This is a genomic window from Sphingobacterium sp. JB170 (assembly GCF_900163865.1).
Classification (GTDB): Bacteria; Bacteroidota; Bacteroidia; order Sphingobacteriales; family Sphingobacteriaceae; genus Sphingobacterium.
Window position 1 is genome coordinate 22,236 of sequence record NZ_FUKU01000057.1, and the last position, 20,490, is coordinate 42,725.

A 20,490-nucleotide genomic window follows, 5' to 3' on the forward strand; every position below is an offset into this window, starting at 1 on the left:
AACTATTGAATGCGTTCTCTACAAATTAAAAAGAATTATTAAGATGTTTAAACACCTTAAATCGTAAATAAATCAATATAAACACGCAAACTAAGCCTCTTAAAATCTACAAAAAACGCCAAACAAAAAAAACACACTAACTTATTGATATAATTACATTTATAAGTATTGAACCCAAAAAACACACCGACTTCTATATTAAAAACAGATCTTCGATAATTTTTAGAAATATGCAAGTAATTAAGAGACTAATATTTTATAATCAAATACTACGGATATAAAAAACACAAATTTAACACCAATACAAAAGAAAAAATCAGAAAACGCAAATTATACCAAGAAACCGTAAGTTGAACGTGGGGAATAATGCTGCCGATTTGAAAATGTATGCACCCACACTCTCAAATCGGCATTAGAGAGCACGGGGCATCCACTTTTCTTAACTAAACAACAAATATGAAAAAAGCAGACTGCACCTTGCAGCCTTCGTTCCTTCCAAAATTAAAATACTACGCGTGTGAGGAGATTTGGTTGTTCCAATCCACATAGGTTTATTATTTTGTAGCTCTTAAAAAAACAAACCATTTTATGATAAAATCGTATTTATTTAAGTATTTCACTACAACATCTATAAAGATAGTATTTACTTTTTATAAAACAAATACCATAAGATAGATTTTAATCAACAATGTAAAATTCCCTAAAAAACATGTTTATACATATGCATTACCAACTGCTTCATATTCTAATAGCGGATATCGAGCTATAAATTTTCGTTTCAATCCTATAATAATTAAATTTACGGATATGAAACTTATCATCTTTGATTTAGACGGAACGTTAATCAACACATTAGAAGATTTAGCAAATAGCGGCAACTATGCCCTCGCCAAGTATAACCTCCCTACCCACGTGGGCGCGCAATACAAACATTTTATCGGGAACGGTATCGATAAATTAATTGAGCGCATCCTACCGATCGAGGAAAGAAATCGTGAAAAAATCGCGCTGGTCAAGGAAACATTCATCGCACATTATAACAAGCATGCGCAAGACACGACCCAGGTTTATCCAGGCATACTCGAGCTGTTAACCTACCTTCGTGAAAACAACTTTAAAATTAGTGTCGCTACAAACAAATATCACGATGCCGCCTTAACGCTGGTAACCAAATATTTCCCGACAGTGGATTTTGACTTGGTATTGGGCCATCGCGAAAACTTTCCAGCGAAGCCTGATCCGGCAATCGTAGAGCAAACGCTCCAAACCTTAGCGATAAAAAAAGAAAACTGCTATTATCTTGGAGATTCGGATGTAGACATGCTTACCGCCGGCCGAGCTGGCGTTAAAGCGATAGGCGTTACATGGGGATTTAGATCGGAACAAGAGCTCCGAGAAAGTGGTGCTGATTTTATCATCAACTCTCCACAAGAACTACACAAAATCATAAAATAGTTATCCACATACCTAAATTATGATACCCAGCTTATTTACAGGTAACTACGGGATTAAAAGCACATATCTATAGGGGCTTCGTGTCGTTTTTACACTACAATATGGTCAACTTATTTTGGTATTCCATTACAAATGGCGACATTTGTGTCATCATAATTTAGGTTTATAATTGGTTAGTTAAAGGTTTTCATTCTCCCCGTTTGAAAACCTTTTTTTATGGTTATACAGCGCCATTAAACAAACAAAAACGGACCCTAAGGCCCGTTTTCGCTAACTACATCTATGAAAAAAATCAACTTATTATACATTATAATACTGCTCCCATCCTTTTGCAGGAGGAGGCCCAACTAATAAACTATTTGCAAATCTGTCATTGACGATTTCTTTGCGCACAGGATCGAATGTTATTTTCGCATTTAATCGCTGCGCTAGTACTCCTAGGCAGAAAACCTGACTTAACGGTCCGGCTATATCAAAAGACGACCTGGTCTTTTCTTCCCCCTTACACGCTTTTAGGAAGTTAGCGAAATGGTTTGAAGGTGTTTCAGGAACTTCTGGAAGTTTTCCGGCCAACGCATTCGCCCGTTGCTCTGGTATAATCGAAAGTGTACTTGCATGCGAACCACCTTTAAATGTCAAATCTTTGGAATAGATTATTTTACCTGGATTGAGCTTCGCAGGTTCAATCTCACCAGTACTCGGTGCAGGAATATTTGGATCTAAACCAGAAACACCGTACCCCTCTGGAATTGGCGGCAAATTATCAACACCATCATACCAGTTAATATCGACCGCTGGCATATTTTTACGCTTTGGAAAATGAAACTTCAGTGTCGAAGACATCGGAAAGAAAAAGGAATTGTGCCCTTCCAAATAAGTCGCATCAATTTGTGTTGGCAATCCTAGAGCAAGAAACTCATGGGCTGTATCTAAAATATGTGCCCCCCAATCCCCTAATGCACCCATTCCAAAATCGAACCAACAGCGCCATTGCCCATTCACAAAATCTTTGTTATAGTCATGCCCCATGGTTTGCATTTGCCATATATCCCAGTCTAAAGTCTCTGGAATTCGATCTGGATACGGGAACCCTTTTATATTTGTATCCCATCCGTGCCAGCGCCGTGCGATGTTCATATGTGCATCGATACGATGAACATCTTTTATAATGCCCGCCTCTTGCCAAGCTTTAAATTGAAAATAATTGGCTTCCGAATGTCCCTGATTTCCCATTTGTGTAACTACTTTGGGGAATTTTGCCGCCTTTTGCATCATCAGCTCTACTTCAAAGAAAGTCCGTGCCATTGGTTTCTCCACGTAAACATGTTTCCCTTGATCAATCGCCGTCATCGTGATTGCAAAATGGGAAAAATCGGGTGTTCCAACGGTCACCGCCTCGAACTGGTTACCCATGGTGTCGAACATCTTACGGAAATCTTGAAAATGTGGCGCATCGGGAAACATTTTAATAATTTCTTGCGTATGAGGTGCGTCCATATCAACATCACACAAGGCGACTATATTACACAGACCTGTCTTATATAGGGCTTTTATAATCTCTCCTCCGCGAAAACCAATACCGATACAGGCGAGATTTACGCGTTCATTGGGTTTTGCCATCGCAACTTTACCGAGCGCTGAATTAGCTAATAGTGTCGCTCCCCCCAACATCGCTGTACGATTGATAAAGCTTCGACGTGATAAATAATGGTTCATGGTTTTTAATCGTTTAATTTTTCGGTGCTATTTCAGTTTTTTTACTTTTATACTACGGAACGAAACTTGGTCTCCATGGTCTTGAAGAAGAATATGACCTTGCTTCGCTTCACCGAAGTTCTCCCAATCTTTGTACTTACTGATCGCGACAATGTCTTTATATTCTTTACTTCCTCGTTGATAGCTAACCATCAGTTCTCCATTTAAGTAATGTTCTACTTTATTATCTGGCGTGACGACAACCCGACCTCTATTCCATACTCCGATTTTGCGGCGTGGGCGTTTGTTCCGATTGGAAGTAATTAAATCGTACAAAGAGGCGAGTGTGCGGTTACCATCACGCCCCATTTTAGCATCGGGGTGACGTTCATCATCTAAGACTTGATATTCAAGCCCAATTGCTGACCCCTTTGTTTTCTCTTGAAGCGTTACAAAATATTTCACACCACTATTGGCTCCTTCAGTCAGTTTAAACTCAAAAGAAAGATCAAATGCTGCATACTGATCTTGCGTGATGATATCGCCGCCGTTTGTGGACTCTGCTCCGTCAGACTTCTCCACGCGAATAACTCCATCTTCGACGGTCCATCCTTTTTTCGGAAATTCCCCAGTTTTCACGCCTTTCCAGCCTTTAGACGTTTTTCCGTCGAAAAGTAGCTTTACGCCCGATTGTTTTTCGGTAGCACTCAGTTCATTCTCCTTTAAGTTAACAATATATACGTCTTTAGGAAAAGGCGTAGCTTTCAGGTTTTCGGTTTGAATACGAACGTCTTTAAAATACACCTTCTTGCCATCAAGCTCATCTGGAATACTGTGCACTTGGAGACCGATAAACCCCTCACGATCTATGGTATCGATAACATACGCCGTGGGAACGCCATTTAAGAAAGTACGCATTTCATCGCCAATAGCTTCAATTCGTACGTGATTGTATTGCTCAGGCTTATAAGCTGTTTTCGCATTTTGATTTAAATCTAATGGATACAGCCATAGTCGACGTGCTTCGTCATAGATTCCGCCAGACCAGGCACGCGAAGAGGGATCAATTTCGACTTGTCGGCCAAACACCCTACCTAACCCATTATTCCCTGCCGGGTCTATATGGCTTCTTGTTTGTACCCCGGAATTAGTTTTATCCCCTTCGAGCTTCACTTCAAGTTCTAATATAAAGTCGCCGTAGTCTTTTTCTGTAATTAAAAACGAATTAGGCGTCCCTTTTGTCATCCGACCAACGATAACACCGTCTTCGATGGTGTAGGGTGCTTTCCCTCCCACAGACTTCCATCCATCCAATGTTTTACCATCGAAAAGATTCGTCCAATTAGCGCTCGATTTTTGCGCCGATGCTGGAACCAACAGTGCAAGCACCATTCCTGCAGTGGTCACAACCTTAACAAATGCGTTCAGATTTTTCATGTTTGATTATGTTGTGTTTAAATTAGTATTATTCCCTTTATTAACAGTCCTCGGTCTATACGATGAAACTACAGCATATCTGATGCGTATTATTATCCAAGCCGGCGTCCGTTAAAAAAACCTAATGTTTCTGGTTTATAAATACGACTGAGTCGCTTATACAATAATATCGATTATTTAATGTGATAACGACAGAAAGCACGTATAATTACGAAAACGTTTTAGTATTTAGCAAGCAAAAAACAACATGCGAAGATGGGAAAAAAGCTCGGCCGCCAAATAAATAATAGCTTATATTATGAAAGAGAGATTGGAAAAGAATTCGAGTAGGATAGTCGAAAACACCGATAGAGAGTCAAATAAGGCTTTTGTAAAGAAACGCTCGTCTGTGAAGGCAGAAGCCCGCCCATCAACTCTACAGTGGGCGGGTAGTCACTATTTATCCAGTGTGATACGCATATTGATATAGTCTTACGACTTTTCGACTGGTACTTGCTGCCCGTCTAACTGACTAAACACTGAATTTTGAGAGACAAATTCGGGCACAATACCTTTGAGGCGACGGACAAGCTCGAGTGCGTTTGAGTCCGCACTACCATGCTCACTCGCAACATAATCACACAACCCTTCAAGCCGGATTCGCTTTTCAATGATGTCCGCTGAGGAAACCTTTGCGATCATAATTTTGGGGTGATGCGTCTTTATTGTATTTTCGTTGTTAGCCAATAATTCCTCATAGATTTTCTCGCCAGGACGTAATCCAACGATCTTGATATCGATTTCTTGTGGATATCGGTATCCTTTTAGCTTAATCATTCGCAGCGCTAGATCCATGATTTTTACAGATTTACCCATATCGAATACAAAAATCTCACTGCCTTTACCCATTGCTCCTGCTTCCAACACAAGCTGGCATGCCTCCGGAATGGTCATAAAATAACGAGTAATATCCGCATGGGTAAGCGTTAACGGGCCACCCCGCTCCATTTGTTTTTCAAAAAGCGGTATTACCGACCCGTTGGATCCTAATACATTACCGAAACGGGTAATGATGAAACTAGTCGATGAACGTTCTGAACAGGAATTGATATAAATCTCTGCAGCACGCTTGGTCGCTCCCATAACGTTTGTTGGGTTCACCGCTTTATCGGTAGAGATCATCACAAACTTATAGACATTGTGTTCCATGGCTAGATCTGCCATAATACGACTACCGTATATGTTTGTCCAGATCGCCTCGTAAGGATTCGACTCCATCAGCGGGACATGTTTATAAGCTGCGGCGTGGAATACCACATCTGGCTTATACTTTTCAAATATTCGGCGCATAAAAATCTTATCGCGTACGTCGCCAACGATAAAATGGGCCTGATCCGGATTTGATGTATGAATGGTTTGTTGCACGTCATAGAGGGCGGACTCGGCCTGATCCAAAAAAACGATTTTACCGTATGGCAGGGCCGCGATTTGACGCGCAAGCTCACTGCCGATCGAACCAGCCGCCCCTGTCACTAGGATCGCCCTTCCTTTCAGCTCCTGCTCGACAACAGGATTGTCAAGCTTAATTGGTTTTCTACCTAATAGATCTTCTATTCGAAGCTTACGAATCTGCCGTCTACCACCACCACTGAGCAACGAACGCCCCGGCTGCATGATTTGCAGTTCCAAATCTAACTTCTGGAAGTGGTCAGTCACCCGTGCAAGTCGTTCTGGATCGCTATTTTCGACTGCAATAATCACTTCATCGACATCATGCTTTTTTATATAAGCTTCGTCAATACCCGATATGTGTACGATCGGTAACCCACGCGAATTTTTACCGATGCGATTCTTTTTATCTTCAACAAACGCAATGACCTTATTCTTAGCCCGGATATCATCTTGCAACATCGCAAAGGCAACAAGACCGGGGCGCGAAGCCCCAAATATCAATACATGCTTACTTTTACGTTTCGTAAAAAAGAGCATTTCATAAATCTGCCTATAGGCGACCCTCGCTGCAACTAGAATCACCATAGTGAAAAAACCGTGCGTGAAGATCAGTGAATAAGAAAGGTGAAGATATTGCGCCCCGATAGAACCGGTTGGAATCAGCGAGCGCAAAACAAGGTTAGCCCCAAAGAGCATCATGCAGGCAAGCCAGATCGTTTTGAATATTCGTGTGGCTTCACTAAGTCCCGTGTGACGAACGATATCTTTATAGGTCTTCATCCATAGAAATGCAAAGAGATAAGCAACTAAAATGACGATTGATTTTTTAACCATCAGTTCTACATTGAAATTCCCTGCGAAACTATTTACGATAAAATGTGATGCTAGGTAACAGCAAAACACGATTATCATGTCGATTAACAAGATTACCCACCGGGGATTATCTTTCCGCAACTTTCTTTTCAACAAGCTTAAATCCATTTGTGGATAAACGTTTTTATATATAGATTAAAATATTAACCCTACTAAATAATATAGTGTTAACTACGAGAACAACTATCTTGCCACCTTATCTTTTGTTTATTCTGCAGAAAACAAGGCCTGTGGATATGCACCCTGCTCGACAAGTTTTGCTAATTGCGCCATAACATAAGGCTTATCTTCTGGATAAGTTACTCCGAACCATTGAGCGTCAGTAGGAATTAGCTTAAAATCTGCCGTCCCATCGTGAACCATATTGTCTGGAATAGAGGGAATAAAATACTCGGCTTTAGGATTATCTTGGTTCTGCGCTACAAAATTCGGAAATCCAGCTTTTGCAACATCAAGTACAATCGGATGAAAGCCCCAGAAATTCATGGAAACGGGGGTTGCGTCTTCCAACGGGTACTCTTGTTCATCTTCCTTATAAACAATCTGTCCATCCTTACCACGATAGATATTTGTACGTTCGGTTACGCTAAGCATATGCCCGTTCTCGTCTACCTGACATACACCACGTGAAACATATCCAAAATCCGACAACGTATTACCGACACGAAAACCAACCAATGCCATTTTTTTATCACTCACTTCTGTGGTGAGGAAATCGGCCATCTTTTTAAAAGCGTCATATCCATAGAAATCGTCGGCATTGATTACGCAGAAAGGACCGTCGATATGCTCAGCAGCACTCATTACAGCGTGCGCCGTTCCCCACGGCTTCTGACGTTCGATAACCTTGTCAATACCGAATTTCGTTAAATCAAAATCTTGAAACGCATATGCGAGCTCAATTTTTCCTCGCAATTTATCTTCAAATAGGTCCTTCATTACTTCTTGGTATTCTTCACGAATTACAAATACCACTTTACCAAACCCAGCTTTTATAGCATCAAATATTGAATAGTCAATTATCCGTTCGCCATTAGGACCAAACCCATCTACTTGTTTTGCTGATCCATAACGACTAGCAAGGCCTGCGGCTAATATTACTAATGTCGGTTTATTCATTACTTATATTTATTTTTTTTGATTAATAATTACATTTCGATCACTTGCGACACAGTGTATCATATAAGATACAATCCGTCCTAAATGTTCCGCACAACGTTAGGTTAAAATTAGGGATAGATTTCAAACGAGGCTTTGCAATGTGACTAATTGTACAATAACAATCATTGACAAGAGGAACACTAACCATAACGATCGCTCAACAAATGGTATATTGTTATATTTATGTATCAATTTATTCATCTTCATTATCTGTATATTGTCTTTTCATCTACGCGACTCCCATTAAGAAAGTCTAATCGAATGTCCCTATTTTGGCAATAAGTATGCCGAAACATTGTAAATTTCCACCTTTTAATGTTATCGGAATATTATTTTTTTCACAACAAATTGCGCTTTGGTTTACAAAGATAGCAAAAGGAATAAATATCACAGACTCGAGATAAACATCTTTGATTTGTAAATAAACGTTAAAAAAACACTAATTGTGTAAATAAAGTGTCACAAATAGCAATTGCGTGCGAAAACAGCGCACAAAACGCTTATATTTGAACTATCATAATTTAGGTTTATAATTGGTTAGTTAAAGGTTTTCATTCTCCCCGTTTGAAAACCTTTTTTTTTGTGAAACAATGCTCACACACGACTAAACTCTCTTTAAGAACACATATCGCCCCTTTTTCGTGTTTTTGGAGGCAAACAAACCTCCAAATAACATTTTATAAATCACGTGTCGCTATAATCCCATCCATACTCCTGAAGAACTATGTTGTACGTACCGTTTGGTATACCAAAGCGATTATTCAGGATTATCGTCTTTTTGCAGCAAATATCGATAGATCAATCCTCCTACAACCGCACCAGCTATTGGAGCAACCCAAAACAGCCAAAGTTGGCCTAATGCTTCTCCCTGCACAAAAAGTGCCTGTGAAGTAGAACGTGCGGGGTTTACAGAAGTATTCGTAATTGGTATAGAGATCAGATGTATCAGTGTCAATGCCAATCCAATTGCTACCCCTGCAAATTTACCATTCGCGTACTTATCGGTAGCTCCTAATATTACAATCAGAAAAAATGCAGTTAAAACAAATTCAGCAGTAAAAGCTGCGGCCAGACTAAAGCTTCTACCGGCATACCCTGGCATCTCGTAAAAATTAGTAGCAAAAGCTCCTGGACCTTCTCTTGAAAATGCGTCGGCACCACTCAAAATAAAATACAAAACTGCCGCTGCTGCGGTTGCTCCCAATACTTGAGATCCTATATAAGGCAACAACTGCTTTGCCTCAAATCGCCCGCTGGCAAATAAGCCAAAAGAAACAGCGGGATTAAAATGCCCTCCGGATATATGACCAACAGCATAGGCCATTGTCAATACCGTTAGACCGAATGCTAGAGAAACTCCAAGCAAACCGATCCCCACCTCTGGAATACCCGCTGCGAAAACTGCACTACCACAGCCCCCTAGTACTAGCCAAAATGTACCAAAAAATTCTGCAAAATACTTTTTCATAATAATTATAATATAAGTTAGTATACTAATATATGATTTTTCATCTAATTATTCGACCTGCAGCCTCCTAAATCAAATCACCCCGTGCGCTTTTCAATTTAATTAAATTCAAATGTACGACTACGCACCTACAGCAGAGCCGATAAGCTTAACTGCAAAACCGTTTTTTACCAACGAGTTCTGCGTTAATCTTCGAAGTATTTTTATTGGAAATTTATTTTAGAGTGATCCACGAGCCATGTTCATTCACCCAGTCCGTCACTGCAACTGGAACATCCGTACATAAATAGTCACTCCCTAGGGCGACACCAAGAAGAAAATCCTCAACCGAATGCCCCGGCCAAAGGCTAACGGTGAATCCTTCCTTTTTAGCCTTATCTACCATCTTTTTATTGGTGCCATGCACACTGCACCCCAATCTTGTTATGCCTAATTTTTTCGCTTCTTCAAGCACATTCTCGGATAGGCCTTCCCCGCGAATCAGAAGCATTTCTACTTGCGGATACTTGTCACCTAAATATTTAAGTGGCCGGGTATCAAACGATGTCATGAGGTATTCGGATCCCTCGGGCATATTGGCATACACCTTTTGGTAAAGCATATCACAATACCGCTCAAGCAGCTCGGGTTCATACAATGGGGACTTCGTTTTCATCTCAAACTCGACATAAAGACCCGATTTAGAATTAAAAAATTCGATTACCTCGTCTGCGGTGGGGATGGGATTTCCTTTCTTGGTACGCAGCGCCTTAATCTCGTTTAAAGTAGAAGTTTCAACGGACCCCTCAATGCCTAACACCCGCTTAAAATCAGCATCATGAAAAACAACCAGGTGGTTGTCTTTGGTAATACGTATATCGATTTCATAACCGCGCAGCCCTTTTTCATACACCTGACGAAATGCTTGCATGGTGTTTTCGTCGTATTCTAATTTACCACCACGGTGTGCAAAAATTTTCACTGCCGCTTGCTGCGCTACAACAAGTGTAGCACTGCTCAATAATAACGCTAAACACGCGACAAGGCGTATCATATTCGTTCTTTTTTTCATAGGTATTTTATTCTTTTTCTGGTCTAAGTCTCTTTAATTTGCAGTGCAGCACCTAAAAATAATAAAAAATTTCGGCAAAGTAATACAAAACCCGAGCGTCACTAGCAAAAGTCACAATTCCTTAATACAACGAACAAATAATATAACCTACTTTTCCAGGAATCTCGGATTGTTTTCTTAATTTTTGTGTAAGTTTGATCAGAAAAAACAACAAGCAAAAGATTATGTTTCCATCAGTAGATTTTACTAAAACTAAAGCATACAGCTACCTAGCAGATCATTATATCACCATCAATGAAAAATCATTAAAGGACCTTTTTGCAGAGGACCCTTCACGTTTTGAAAAATTTTCCCTGCAGTTTGAGGACATCTTATTGGACTTCTCAAAAAATCGCATTGACGACCAAACCATGGCACTTCTTGTGCAGTTAGCCAAAGAATGCAAACTTGACGAGGCGATCGCGGCAATGTTTGCCGCCGAAAAGATAAATGTTACCGAAGACAGACAGGTATTACACACGGCGCTGCGTAATCAATCGAAAAAGGCTATCATCGTTGACGGTGAAGATATCATGCCAAAAGTAAATGCCGTCCTTGCACATATGAAAGAATTTACTGCGCAAATTCTATCAGGTGAATGGAAAGGCTATACCGGCGAAGCAATTACAGATGTGGTAAACATCGGTATTGGAGGGTCCGATCTAGGCCCGGTAATGGTCACCGAGTCACTCAAGGCGTATAAAACGCGTCTTGAAATGCATTTCGTTTCAAACGTCGACGGAACGCATATTGCCGAGACACTGAAAGGTTTGAACCCCGAAACCACGCTCTTTCTAATTGCATCGAAGACTTTCACAACCCAGGAAACAATGGCTAATGCACATTCAGCGAAAGATTGGTTCCTAAAATCGGGCGCATCGCATACGGATGTTGCTAAGCACTTTGTTGCTTTAAGCACCAATACCCAGGGTGTTGCAGATTTTGGTATCGACACAAGCAATATGTTTGAGTTCTGGGATTGGGTTGGCGGGCGTTACTCGTTATGGTCCGCAATAGGCCTTTCTATTTCATTAGGCATTGGCTATGATAATTTTGAGGAGTTACTAAAAGGCGCTAATAAAGCCGATGAACATTTTAAAAATTCGGAATTCGAGAAAAACATCCCTGTTGTACTTGGTTTACTAGGGATATGGTACAATAACTTCTTTGACGCAGAGAGTCACGCAATATTGCCCTACGATCAATACCTACATCGTTTTGCGGCATACTTCCAACAAGGCGACATGGAGAGCAATGGCAAATATGTGGACCGCAATGGCAACCGTGTCGACTATCAGACAGGACCAGTGATCTGGGGAGAGCCGGGCACCAATGGGCAGCATGCATTCTACCAACTTATCCACCAGGGCACGAAGCTTATCCCTTGTGACTTTATCGCGCCAGCAATTTCGCACAATCCGATAGGCAACCACCATCAATTACTATTATCGAATTTCTTTGCGCAAACCGAAGCGCTTATGAATGGTAAGTCCGAAGAAGTTGTGATCGCGGAGTTAAAAAGGGCATCCAAGAATGATGATGAAATCCAGAAGCTAAAAAATTTCAAGGTTTTTGAAGGTAACCGTCCGAGCAACTCATTTTTGCTCAAGAAGATTACGCCCGATACGTTAGGCACACTCATCGCACTATACGAACATAAAATATTTGTACAGGGCGTCATCTGGAATGTATTCAGTTTCGACCAATGGGGTGTTGAGCTGGGAAAACAACTCGCTGGACAGATATTACCCGAACTCGCTTCTTCAGAAACCGTTAACGGACATGATTCCTCAACCAACGGACTGATTAACGCCTACAAAGCATGGCGCTAAGCGCACACTATTAATTTAAGGAACAAGTAAAGCCAGGCTCCACGCGGAACTTGGCTTTTTTTATGTACGCACCAAATCTAACTTCCTTTTTTCGCGTATAGTAAAAGTCGTTTAAAAACATAAATTGCAGGGTACTTTTTGAAATGCTGACGTATACGTGCAAGGAACTCATCTTTAAGTTCTTTTATCACTTCATCACTGAGCCGCTGAGTATACGGGAGCAAGGCACTTCCTGCGATAAAATCATAAAGTTCAGACTCACTACTCGCGATTATCGGATACACCTTAACGGAAACCTGTATATCTTGCATATGGTTATCAAAAAGGAGCTGCGCATACTTATCGATAGATAACACCGGAGTTTCCTTTTTAAATCCATCCAAAAATGACCTAAAGGGCTCTTCTGCTACTAAGCTGAGAAGGATCTTGTTCAACAGGTTTTCATTCTGCACGGGCATCTGAATAGCAAGTTGTCCGCCAGGAGCTAACAGATCGATTACCTTAGGCAGCAACAATTCATGACTATCGATCCATTGCAACGCGGCATTACTAAACACCAGGTCATAGCGATCCCTACGGGCGATTGCATCTTGGATATTTGCAAGTTCAAATCGTAATCCACGCGTCTGGTAGCGCGAAGACTTGGCAAGCATTTGCGGCGAGGAATCTATTCCTAGGAGGTTCGAATTTGGCAATGTTTTTTGTAGGATGGCCGTCTGTTCACCAGTCCCACATCCTAAATCAATACCCTTGATCCGCTCACGAAGCTCAAGAAGTGCTAATAGATCGTAGAATGGCTTATAGCGGACATCTTTATATCGATTGTATTGTTCTGGCTTCCATTCCATAGATTTTTATTTTTAGATTAATAACCGTACTTATTCTTCCATTTGCCTTTTAACGACTCGCGCAATTTTATTTCCGTAGCGTTATGTCCAGGATCGTAGAGCAGTGTACCGCTTAGTCTATCTGGCAAGAACTCCTGCTCGACGAAGTTCCCGGGGTAAGCGTGGGAATACTTGTAGTCGGTTCCATAATCGAGCTCCTTCATGAGCTTCGTTGGTGCGTTACGAAGGTGCAGGGGCACGGGTAGATCACCCGTCTTTTTCACCAACGCCTGCGCTTTATTGATCGCCTCGTAGGATGCATTACTTTTAGAGCACGAGGCTAAATAGGTCACCGCCTGCGAAAGAATTATCCTCGACTCGGGATTTCCAATTACTTTTACCGCCTGAAAGCAGTTATTCGCTAGAAGCAGGGCATTTGGATTGGCATTTCCAATATCTTCCGATGCGAGAATAAGGAGTCGACGCGCAATAAAGGTAGGGTCCTCACCACCTTCAATCATTCGAGCCAACCAGTATAAAGCCGCATTGGGATCACTTCCGCGAATAGACTTGATAAATGCGGATATGATATCATAATGCTGCTCACCTGTTTTATCATATAACGCCATATTCTGCTGAACTTGCTTTAAGACAAATTCATTTGTAATCGGCTTTTTTTGATTCAGGCTAGCGTTGACCACAAGCTCGAATATGCCAAGCAGTTTCCGCGCATCCCCACCCGAAAGTCGAAAGAGCGCTTCGTATTCTTGAATTTCAACAGGATGCTCGTGCAGAAATGGATCTTTTGCGCGTGCTTGATCGATGATAGTGCGCAAATCTTCCTCGGTTAGGTGTTCTAAGATATATACCTGAGAGCGGGATAAAAGAGCGGATATCACTTCAAAGGAAGGGTTTTCCGTTGTCGCGCCAATTAACGTGACTAGCCCCCGCTCAACCGCGCCGAGTAATGAGTCTTGCTGCGACTTGGAAAAACGGTGAATTTCATCGATAAACAATATAGGCTGTTCTGCATTAAAATTGCGTAGCTTTTCGGCTTTGTCGATTACTTCTCGAATATCCTTGACCCCAGATTGAATCGCACTGAGGGAAAACACGGGGCGTTCGAGCTGCCCGGCAATTAATAAGGCAAGCGTCGTTTTTCCGACTCCCGGTGGACCCCAAAGAATCATCGAAGGAATATTCTTTTGTTCAATTGCATCACGAAGCACGGCTCCGGGTCCTACGATATGCTGTTGACCGATAAAATCTTCGAGCGATTTAGGACGCATTCGCTCGGCTAATGGGATTACTGTTGCCATAGCACAAATATAATCATTCAAAAACAAAGCTTTTGGTTCTGCAACCACGTAGTAGGCTATCAAAAGATACACTCGGACTAATCCCGGTAAAACACGGAGGCTGTGCGCGCGCCTGCCTGATAAAAGAAATAGAAGTCCACTGGAGATAGAGACGTTATGAAAGAAGTTTTGTATTTTTAGCCAACATATTTTGCAACAACAAACAACAATCTCAGCATGAAAAAAAGATTTTTAACGCTATTCGCCGCAGGAGTCATCTTTGTCTCCTTTAATGAAGCTTCGGCGCAGCTGCAACTCCCGCAAGCAAGCAGCACGACGAAAATTGAACAGGCTATCGGCATAAAAAACGTAACGCTCGTTTATCAACGACCGAACCTCAAGCAAAGGCAAGCCTTTGGTGGACTAGCACCGTACGACCAAGTATGGCGTACAGGCGCCAATAACATACCTGTGCTTACATTTGAAGAAGAAGTGACTATCGGACAGGACAAAGTTCCTGCCGGCTCGTACGGTCTGTTCACGATTCCAAGAGAAAATGGAAACTGGACGATCATACTAAGCAGTAATCCAAAACAATGGGGTGCATATGAATATAAGCAAGAAGAAGACTTTCTTCGTTTTGATGTAAAGGCGCAGCCGTTAAACGACCAAGTAGAGACTTTCACGATGGCTTTTGAAAACGTCACGCCACAGGGTGCTGACCTAAGCGTCGCTTGGGATAAGTCCAAAGCGTCGTTTCACATTGCAGTGGATCAATCCAAAGAAATAATCGCCGCTATTGATCAAGCGATGCTCGGAGAGAAAAAACCGTACTTCCAGGCTGCGCAGTACTATTTCGTTAACAACCTAGACATCAACAAAGCACTCGAATGGGCTGCTAAAGCCGACGAGGGGAATTCCACTGCGCCCTACATTAAATACTGGAGAGCGCAAATTCAGCTTAAAGCAGGCGACAAAGCGGGCGCCATAGAAACCGCTACCCAGGGGCTCGAAATGGCTACTGCGGCTGACAATCAAGAGTATGTTAAATTAAACACGCAGGTGTTAAACCAGGCCAAGTAGGGGTTCGTTAGGATTTACTTTTACAAAATATTTGCAGAGGGCACCATTACGTGGTTTGCCCTCTTTTTTATCCTTTTAGAGCTTGAAAAAGAATTTCTACCGGATGAAAGGCACGCTCGGCTACCCCTTCTTTTATCTGATGGCGGCAAGACGTACCGGGCGCCGCAATAATAGAGCCCTCGGGCCGAGCCTTGATCGCTGGGTAGAGCACTAAGTTTCCAATTTTCTGCGAGATGATGTAATGTTCCTTCTCGTATCCAAATGAGCCAGCCATCCCGCAGCATCCTGAAGGAATAATTTCGACGCTATAATTTATCGGTAATGCGAGCGCTGCAGCTACCTTGTCCTGCAGCCCCCATGCTTTTTGCTGACAGTGTCCGTGCAGCATGATGTGCTTGGAACCCGTGGTAAACTGATCACTACTGATGTTCCCCTGTTCCATTTGCAAACTTATAAATTCCTCTATGGTGAGCGCGCGGGTTGCTAATACATTTGCCTTGTCCAGCAAGCTTTCCTCGACCAGATCGACATATTCGTCGCGGAAGCTCAGTATTGCCGAGGGCTCTATACCAACTAAAAAAACCGTATCATCAATTAACTCCGAAAATAACCGTACCTGCTTGTTGGCCAGCTTCTGCGCCTTCAACAGGAACCCTTTGGATATAAGCGCGCGGCCACTGACCGGGTGTTTAATAATTTGCACCGCAAAACCCAGACGCTCGAGCAGCTCAACAGCCATTTTACCGATCTCCACGTCGTTGTAATTGGTAAACTCATCGACGAAAAGGTAGACGCTTTTTTGCCCTTTGGAATACCGTTTTCCTTTGCGTGCAGAAAACCAGGCGCGCAGGCTTGTGCGCGCTACCTGCGGCAATTTCCGCTGGGGAGCGAAACCAATAGTCCCATTGATTGCCCGAGCGATCCAACCGATGCGCCTGAGCGCGTTGTATAACGGGGCAACAGGTGCTAATAGTGCTTGTACACGATCGATGTGTCCAATGAGCCAGCTTCTGAGTGGCACACCATTTTCCTGATAGTACGCTTGTTGAAAATCGCCTTTAATTTTCGCCATATCCACATTGGACGGGCATTCTGACTTACAACCTTTACAGCTTATACACAGGTCCAAAACTTCTTTTATTTGGGGGTGATCCAGCGGATTGGCATTATTGGAGTTGTATAGCACCTCGCGCAAAATATTTGCGCGCGCTCGCGTGGTATCTTTTTCATCGAGCGTTGCCATGTAACTCGGACACATCGTCCCACCCACACGGTGTGTTTTTCGACAATCGCCCGAACCATTACACTGCTCTATATGCTGGAGAATATTCTGCTGACCATAGCGGTAAACCGAACGAATTTCGCGCGCGGGCGCACGCTGATAGCGCAGCGAACTATCCATAGGCGGGGTATCCACAATTTTGTTTGGGTTAAATATCCCGCCCGGATCCCATGCCCGTTTAATATCCTTTAGCAGCCCATAATTATGCATCCCGATCATGGTGGCTATAAATTCCCCGCGCAGACGACCATCGCCATGCTCCCCGCTTAGCGAGCCGCGATATTTCTTCACTAAATGGGCAACCTCGGTAGCCACCGTTCTAAACTGAGCACGTCCCTGGTTAGTTTTGAGATTGAGAATAGGTCGCAGGTGCAATTCACCGGTTGCCGCATGCGCATAATGCACGGTATATAAACCTTTTTTTGCAAGTAAGTCGTCGAGCTCCGCGATATACTCGGGAAGGTCCTTCACGTCTACCGCCGTATCTTCGATCACCGAGACCGGTTTGTCATCCCCTGGGACGTTACTAAGTAGACCGAGCCCTGCCTTTCGTAGACTCCACACCTGCTTTTTTTGTGCGCCTGTGACCAAAGGAAAATGATAGCCCAACTCCTTGCTTCGCAAGTCTTGCTCCAGGGCTGCAGCTTTACGCTGCACCGTTGCAAGGTCTACCCCATCAAACTCAATGACTAATATCGCCGCGGGATTACCCAATACAAAAAAGCGGTTGTTACGCTGCTCGAGATTATCCTTGGTCCGCTCAAGGATATGGTGATCAATCAACTCGCAAACCAGTGGTTTATGCTCTAGGGCCACGATATTTGCCTGCAAGGCTTCCTGAACACTGTGAAAATGAATACAAAGAAGAGCGGATGGATCTACTGGTTTTGGAAGTACGCCGAGCTTAATTTCGGTGATCAGCGCGAGTGTTCCTTCGGAGCCACACAGCAGCTTACAAAAGTTAAACGGCTGGGCACCCGCAATAAAGGGGTCGCTTTCTAAGAGTAGATCCAGCGCAAATCCTGTATTGCGGCGTGGGATCGTCCTTTTAGGGAACTCGTTGCGTATTTGCTGCTGATTGTCGAAATTTGAAAGCATCGAGCGGATATGGCGATAAAGTGCTCCTTCTAAACTCTGTAGTGCACACTTGTCGATAAAATCATCGAAAGTTAAGGCCGAAAAGGATACCTGCGTGCCATCGGACAGCAGCGCGGTTATCTCCAGGGTATGGTCGCGCGTACTGCCATATACGAGCGAATTGGATCCACACGAGTTATTTCCTACCATACCGCCAATCATTGCCCGGTTTGCGGTTGAGGTTTCTGGTCCGAAATACAAATCGCGCTCAGCCAGGAACATATTCAGTTCATCACGGATAACGCCAGGTTCTACGCGCACCCACCCTTGTTGTTCATTTAGCTCCAGAATTTTTGTGAAATGACGCGAAACATCCACGACGATTCCTGCGCCAACCACCTGCCCGGCGAGGGAGGTTCCTGCGGCTCGAGGAATTAAGGATACTTGATGTAGATTTGCAAATTCGATAAGCTTTTTCAGATCGCCCGACCCCTTTGGCATAGCCACGGCAAGTGGCATCTGGTGATAGGCCGAAGCATCCGTAGCGTATATGGTACGCATTGCCTGATCCCAGTGGAGCTCGCCAGCCAGCTGCTCCGCTAACACGTTCAACGCTCTTTCCATCGCTTAGGAGTTGCTACTGCTTGCCTGCACCCTTAATCTGATCGGTATAGGTGCTCTCAAAGATTCTGTCGGCGTTGTTTACTTCGAAGCCATCACGCCGGTGTTTAGCCTTAATTTCGGATTCGGGAAGGTCTTTGTACTTGGGTAAAACCCCACGTTCGGCGAATTCGACATAGCTTCCAGCAATCTCGAGTTTCACCCCATCGGCGAAAGACGCCTCATACAGGGCCGATATGGTGCTACTTTGACGCAACAAACCGTCGTCACTTGTTTTTATCTTCCCCCCTGCGCTATTGAGTTTTATGCCTATACTTTCTAAAAAGGCATTAAATTCTTCAAGTGTATTGTACCCCTGTTTGAGCTCGTGGATACTAATGGTGTAGTGGTTTAAATAATAGCGGTTATAAATTACCCACGCGGCATATTCACTCTCTTGAAGCAGCTGTTTGTAGTCCGCTGAGGTCGGCAATTCCCAGAGTGGGTGTTGGAGAAAAGCTGCCACCTGCTTGCCATCATTGAGATCTAGTGCGTTGAGTGGGTCGGTGGTTATTTTAGCAGTATACTGACTTATTATCTGCTGGGCAGCTTCGCTAAGAGCCGTCACGATCAGCTCGGACACAAAGATCCGGGGGTACCCCTCTTCTGGTGGAGAATACCAGTATGCATCGAGCTTCTTACCCTCAAAGTGATAAGCATCTTCGCGCTTATAGCCATAGGCGAGAAAAATCTTTTCAAACGAGGCTATCCCCAGGTGATCTACGCCTAGCGTGCGGAAAGCAATATGATCGTTTACAATGTCTTGCTGCGTAGAGATCACGCCGCGATCGAGGAGTTCATCGGTGATGCGGGACACATCTTTCACATTGCGGCTGTAGTGGTCGAACAAGTCGTTTAGCACGATATCTAATGGATTTTGCTGATCGAAATGCATAATCAAAAATTTAGAGGTTCACTGGTTCTAATTTACAAAATGATTCGCAGAAACTAAACAAATAACATACAATATTCTCTAAAACGAATATCCAACAGAATAAGAGCCGATTTACAAGCCCTCATTTAGAAGCCTCTCCAGTTCATCGGGCGAGAGATTCATATTGACGTTCCCGTCTTGGGCTAGAGATATCTCACCTGTTTCTTCGGAAACAATTACGGATATTGCCTCGGACACTTCTGTCACACCAATGGCAGCGCGGTGGCGTAGCCCAAATTGAGGCGGAAGGTCATCACTATCGGAAATCGGCAATACACTGCTAGCCGTCATAATCCGGAAATCTACAATTACCACGGCACCGTCATGGAGCGGGCTATTTTTGAAAAAAATCGCTTCCAACAACCGTTTGGAAACTGGCGCGTCAATATATTCACCGCTCGTCTGGTAGTACTCTTCATCGAAATAACGCGAGAAGACTAACAGCGCACCGGTTCGCGATTTGGACATGCTTCGGCATGCATCAATGATAGGTTTTAGGCGCTCACTATTGTCAACATGACTGGTCTTCTTATTACCCAGAAATGACCAAAACACTTTCTTTCGGCGCAGCGAAATATTTTTACCAATATGGATCAAAAACCTACGGATCTCTTGCTGAAACACCACAATTAAGGCAATGGATCCCACCGAGATAAAACCACCGAAGATCTCTGTCAACAGGCGCATCTCCATTTGCTTGACGACTAAAAATACGCCATAAAATAAGGCAACGCCAATTAAAATATTAACCGCAATTGTGCCTTTAATGAGCGAATAAATGTAGTATATGATAATCGCGACCAGCAAGATATCAATGATATCGAGCAAACGAAAGCCATTTACGATATTGGGATCAAATTTTTCCATGTGCTAGTTGACTGCAATTT

The 20,490-nt window shown here is 43.1% G+C and carries 14 protein-coding genes; 3 read left to right on the forward strand and 11 right to left on the reverse strand.

Features of this window, described 5'->3' with window-relative positions; translation table 11 throughout:
* The first annotated feature begins 807 nt into the window (after positions 1–807).
* Complete coding sequence (locus tag FM107_RS14445) at positions 808–1,455, forward strand: HAD family hydrolase (RefSeq protein WP_086949194.1); 648 nt, start codon at positions 808–810, stop codon at positions 1,453–1,455.
* A gap of 300 nt (positions 1,456–1,755) precedes the next feature.
* On the opposite strand, the gene FM107_RS14450 is transcribed toward FM107_RS14445, so the two are convergent.
* From FM107_RS14450 to FM107_RS14475, 6 genes are all read right to left on the reverse strand, one after another.
* On the reverse strand, positions 1,756–3,171 hold the full coding sequence (locus FM107_RS14450; protein ID WP_086949195.1) for a Gfo/Idh/MocA family oxidoreductase: 1,416 nt from the start codon (positions 3,169–3,171) through the stop codon (positions 1,756–1,758).
* 27 nt (positions 3,172–3,198) lie between these two features.
* Positions 3,199–4,587 (reverse strand): DUF1080 domain-containing protein, encoded by a 1,389-nt coding sequence (locus FM107_RS14455; RefSeq protein ID WP_086949196.1) that lies wholly within the window; start codon positions 4,585–4,587, stop codon positions 3,199–3,201.
* Positions 4,588–5,058: 471 nt separating this feature from the next.
* Positions 5,059–6,999, reverse strand: coding sequence for a nucleoside-diphosphate sugar epimerase/dehydratase (locus FM107_RS14460; RefSeq protein ID WP_086949197.1), 1,941 nt, complete (start codon positions 6,997–6,999; stop codon positions 5,059–5,061).
* Between the two features lie 99 nt (positions 7,000–7,098).
* Positions 7,099–8,010 (reverse strand): sugar phosphate nucleotidyltransferase, encoded by a 912-nt coding sequence (locus FM107_RS14465; RefSeq protein ID WP_086949198.1) that lies wholly within the window; start codon positions 8,008–8,010, stop codon positions 7,099–7,101.
* A 799-nt stretch (positions 8,011–8,809) separates the two neighbouring features.
* Positions 8,810–9,520 (reverse strand): aquaporin Z, encoded by a 711-nt coding sequence (aqpZ, locus tag FM107_RS14470; protein WP_086949199.1) that lies wholly within the window; start codon positions 9,518–9,520, stop codon positions 8,810–8,812.
* Between the two features lie 214 nt (positions 9,521–9,734).
* Entirely contained in the window at positions 9,735–10,571 is an 837-nt protein-coding gene (locus FM107_RS14475) for a glycerophosphodiester phosphodiesterase (RefSeq protein WP_086949200.1), read from the reverse strand.
* Positions 10,572–10,795: 224 nt separating this feature from the next.
* Here FM107_RS14475 and pgi point away from each other — a divergent pair, with 224 nt between their 5' ends.
* Positions 10,796–12,442, forward strand: a complete 1,647-nt coding sequence (gene pgi / locus FM107_RS14480; RefSeq protein ID WP_086949393.1) for a glucose-6-phosphate isomerase — start codon at positions 10,796–10,798, stop codon at positions 12,440–12,442.
* Positions 12,443–12,519: 77 nt separating this feature from the next.
* On the opposite strand, the gene FM107_RS14485 is transcribed toward pgi, so the two are convergent.
* Positions 12,520–13,290, reverse strand: coding sequence for a methyltransferase domain-containing protein (locus FM107_RS14485; RefSeq protein WP_086949201.1), 771 nt, complete (start codon positions 13,288–13,290; stop codon positions 12,520–12,522).
* A gap of 17 nt (positions 13,291–13,307) precedes the next feature.
* Complete coding sequence (locus tag FM107_RS14490) at positions 13,308–14,588, reverse strand: replication-associated recombination protein A (RefSeq protein ID WP_086949202.1); 1,281 nt, start codon at positions 14,586–14,588, stop codon at positions 13,308–13,310.
* Positions 14,589–14,804: 216 nt separating this feature from the next.
* Here FM107_RS14490 and FM107_RS14495 point away from each other — a divergent pair, with 216 nt between their 5' ends.
* Positions 14,805–15,650 carry a DUF2911 domain-containing protein gene (locus FM107_RS14495; protein WP_086949203.1) on the forward strand — a complete coding sequence of 282 codons (846 nt, stop codon included), beginning with the start codon at positions 14,805–14,807 and terminating at the stop codon, positions 15,648–15,650.
* Positions 15,651–15,717: 67 nt separating this feature from the next.
* On the opposite strand, the gene FM107_RS14500 is transcribed toward FM107_RS14495, so the two are convergent.
* The 3 genes from FM107_RS14500 to cdaA all read right to left on the reverse strand — a co-directional run bounded on the left by FM107_RS14500 (position 15,718) and on the right by cdaA (position 20,470).
* Positions 15,718–18,633 carry an FAD-binding and (Fe-S)-binding domain-containing protein gene (locus tag FM107_RS14500; protein ID WP_086949204.1) on the reverse strand — a complete coding sequence of 972 codons (2,916 nt, stop codon included), beginning with the start codon at positions 18,631–18,633 and terminating at the stop codon, positions 15,718–15,720.
* Between the two features lie 13 nt (positions 18,634–18,646).
* Positions 18,647–19,564 (reverse strand): DUF1338 domain-containing protein, encoded by a 918-nt coding sequence (locus FM107_RS14505; protein WP_086949205.1) that lies wholly within the window; start codon positions 19,562–19,564, stop codon positions 18,647–18,649.
* 111 nt (positions 19,565–19,675) lie between these two features.
* Positions 19,676–20,470, reverse strand: a complete 795-nt coding sequence (cdaA, locus tag FM107_RS14510; RefSeq protein WP_086949206.1) for a diadenylate cyclase CdaA — start codon at positions 20,468–20,470, stop codon at positions 19,676–19,678.
* Between the last annotated feature and the right edge of the window lie 20 nt (positions 20,471–20,490).